Origin of the sequence: Streptococcus parasanguinis, assembly GCF_001578955.1 — a bacterium.
Classification (GTDB): Bacteria; Bacillota; Bacilli; order Lactobacillales; family Streptococcaceae; genus Streptococcus; species Streptococcus parasanguinis_U.
This window is the reverse complement of record NZ_KQ969691.1, coordinates 78,807-81,582: the sequence shown is the minus strand read 5'-3', so window position 1 is coordinate 81,582 and position 2,776 is coordinate 78,807. Positions and strand designations below refer to the sequence as shown.

At 42.4% G+C, this 2,776-nt stretch carries 3 protein-coding genes; all 3 read left to right on the top strand.

Annotation, left to right across the window (positions count from 1 at the left end; genetic code table 11):
- A partial coding sequence (locus SPADD19_RS07200) for a TIGR01440 family protein (protein ID WP_241496531.1) occupies positions 1–528 on the top strand: 528 nt, incomplete at its 5' end.
- 128 nt (positions 529–656) lie between these two features.
- Positions 657–1,940, top strand: a complete 1,284-nt coding sequence (tig, locus tag SPADD19_RS07195; RefSeq protein ID WP_045763953.1) for a trigger factor — start codon at positions 657–659, stop codon at positions 1,938–1,940.
- A gap of 224 nt (positions 1,941–2,164) precedes the next feature.
- Positions 2,165–2,749 carry a DNA-directed RNA polymerase subunit delta gene (gene rpoE, locus SPADD19_RS07190; protein ID WP_003004516.1) on the top strand — a complete coding sequence of 195 codons (585 nt, stop codon included), beginning with the start codon at positions 2,165–2,167 and terminating at the stop codon, positions 2,747–2,749.
- Positions 2,750–2,776 lie beyond the last annotated feature (27 nt).

Here is a 2,776-nt window from a genome sequence, read left to right as displayed (position 1 = left end):
ATCTTGGTAGATGTCTTGGAAAAAAGCCGTCTCCACCAAGGACAGATTCTAGTCCTCGGGATGTCTTCCAGTGAGGTTGCAGGAGGGCAAATTGGAAAGGCCTCCAACATCGACATTGCCGAAGCTATTGTCCAGACCTTGCTAGATGAGTTGAATCCAAGAGGGATTTATCTGGCGGTACAAGGATGTGAGCATCTCAATCGCGCCTTGGTGGTCGAGAGAGAATTGGCGGACAAGAAGGAGCTAGAAATCGTCAATGTCCTTCCGAGTCTCCATGCAGGAGGGGCTGGACAACTCGCAGCTTTCAAGTATTTTAAGGATCCTGTTGAGGTGGAATTTATCACAGCCCAAGCCGGGTTAGACATCGGAGATACCTCAGTAGGGATGCATGTCAAACACGTGCAAGTTCCGATTCGCCCTATCTTGCGTGAGCTAGGTGGAGCCCATGTCACAGCCCTTGCCAGTCGGCCAAAATTGATCGGTGGCGCCCGTGCTCTCTACCTCGATGATCCCATCCGAAAATCATAATCAGAACTAGCTTTTAAGGGCTAGTTTTTTTGGATGAAAAGAGAGGCAAAAACGTTTTAAAACTTGCAATTTCAAAGTTTTGTGGTAAAATTATAAGGAATGACTATATTATTTTAAGGAGAGACAGAATGTCTGTATCATTTGAAAACAAAGAAACTAACCACGGTGTATTGACTTTCACAATCAGCCAAGAGCAAATCAAACCTGCTTTGGACCGTGTGTTTGAGTCTGTTAAGAAAACCTTGAACGTACCTGGATTCCGTAAAGGTCATATTCCACGTCCAATCTTCAACCAACGTTTTGGTGAAGAAGCTCTTTACCAAGATGCTTTGAACGATCTTCTTCCAGCAGCATACGAAGCAGCTGTTAAAGAAGCTGGAATCGAAGTTGTAGCACAACCAACTTTCGATGTTGTATCTATGGAAAAAGGTCAAGACTGGACATTGACAGCAGCTGTTGTCACAAAACCTGAAGTAAAATTGGGTGCTTACAAAGACCTTGAAGTGTCAGTAGAAGTTTCTAAAGAAGTAACAGACGCTGATGTGGATGCTCGTATCGAACGCGAACGCAACAACTTGGCTGAATTGGTTGTTAAAGAAGGTGCTGCTGCAGAAGGTGACACAGTTGTGATCGACTTCGTAGGTTCTATCGACGGTGTTGAATTCGACGGTGGTAAAGGTGACAACTTCTCACTTGGACTTGGTTCAGGTCAATTCATCCCAGGTTTCGAAGACCAATTGGTTGGACACTCTGCTGGTGAAACAGTTGACGTGATCGTAACATTCCCAGAAGACTACCAAGCAGCTGATCTTGCAGGTAAAGAAGCGAAATTCGTGACAACGATCCACGAAGTAAAAGCAAAAGAAGTACCAGCTCTTGACGATGAATTGGCAAAAGACATCGACGAAGAAGTTGAAACTCTTGCTGAATTGAAAGAAAAATACCGCAAAGAATTGGCAGAAGCTAAAGAAGAAGCATACAACGATGCAGTAGAAGCAGCAGCAATCGATCTTGCCGTTGAAAACGCTGAAATCGTTGAACTTCCAGAAGAAATGATCCACGAAGAAGTACACCGTTCAATCAACGAATTCCTTGGAAACATGCAACGTCAAGGTATCTCACCTGAAATGTACTTCCAAATCACTGGAACAACTCAAGAAGATCTTCACAAACAATACGAAGCAGAAGCTGAAAGCCGTACGAAGACAAACCTTGTGGTTGAAGCAGTAGCAAAAGCAGAAGGCTTCGAAGCAACTGAAGAAGAAATCAACGCTGAAATCGAACAATTGGCAGCAGATTACAACATGCCAGTTGAACAAGTTCGCAACCTTCTTTCACCAGAAATGTTGAAACATGATATCACAGTGAAGAAAGCAGTGAACGTAATCACAAGCACAGCAAAAGTAAAATAATTGAGAAAAAAGAAGAGCCTTGAGGCTCTTCTTTTTTCTGATTTCATGGAGAATCCTGGAATTTTCCTTTGACGAAAGGGGAAATTTATCGTACAATAGAGTGTAACGATAAAATGCGTGATAGATTTAGTGACGAGAAGTTTTCAATCTGTCATTGAGGATAGGATGAGGTTTAAGACCGGATCCTTCTCCATTTAGGAAATGAAACATAAGGAGATTTACCCTTGGAATTAGAAGTATTTGCTGGACAAGAAAAAAGTGAACTTTCTATGATTGAAGTGGCGCGTGCGATTTTAGAATTACGCGGACGTGACCATGAAATGTACTTTAGCGATCTTGTAAATGAAATTCAAAATTACCTTGAAAAATCAAACAGCGAGATCCGTGAAGCTCTTCCATTGTTCTACACAGAATTGAATGTAGATGGAAGCTTTATCCCACTTGGAGATAACAAATGGGGCCTTCGTTCATGGTATGCCATCGATGAAGTTGATGAGGAAATCATCGCTCTTGAAGAAACAGACGAAGACGAAACTCCTAAGAAACGGAAGAAAAAACGTGTCAATGCCTTCATGGATGGAGACGAAGATGCGATCGACTACAACGATGATGATCCAGAAGACGAAGAAGTTTACGAAGCAGATCCAGCTCTTTCATATGATGAAGAAAATCCAGATGATGAAAAGAGTGAAGTCGAAGCTTACGATGCTGAAATCAATGAAATCGTACCAGATGATTTGGGTGAGGAAGTTGAATTAAGCGAAGAAGACGACGAAGAAGAGGATGCTGAAGACGAGGAAGAAGAATAAATCATAAGAAGAGGCTGGGACAAAAGT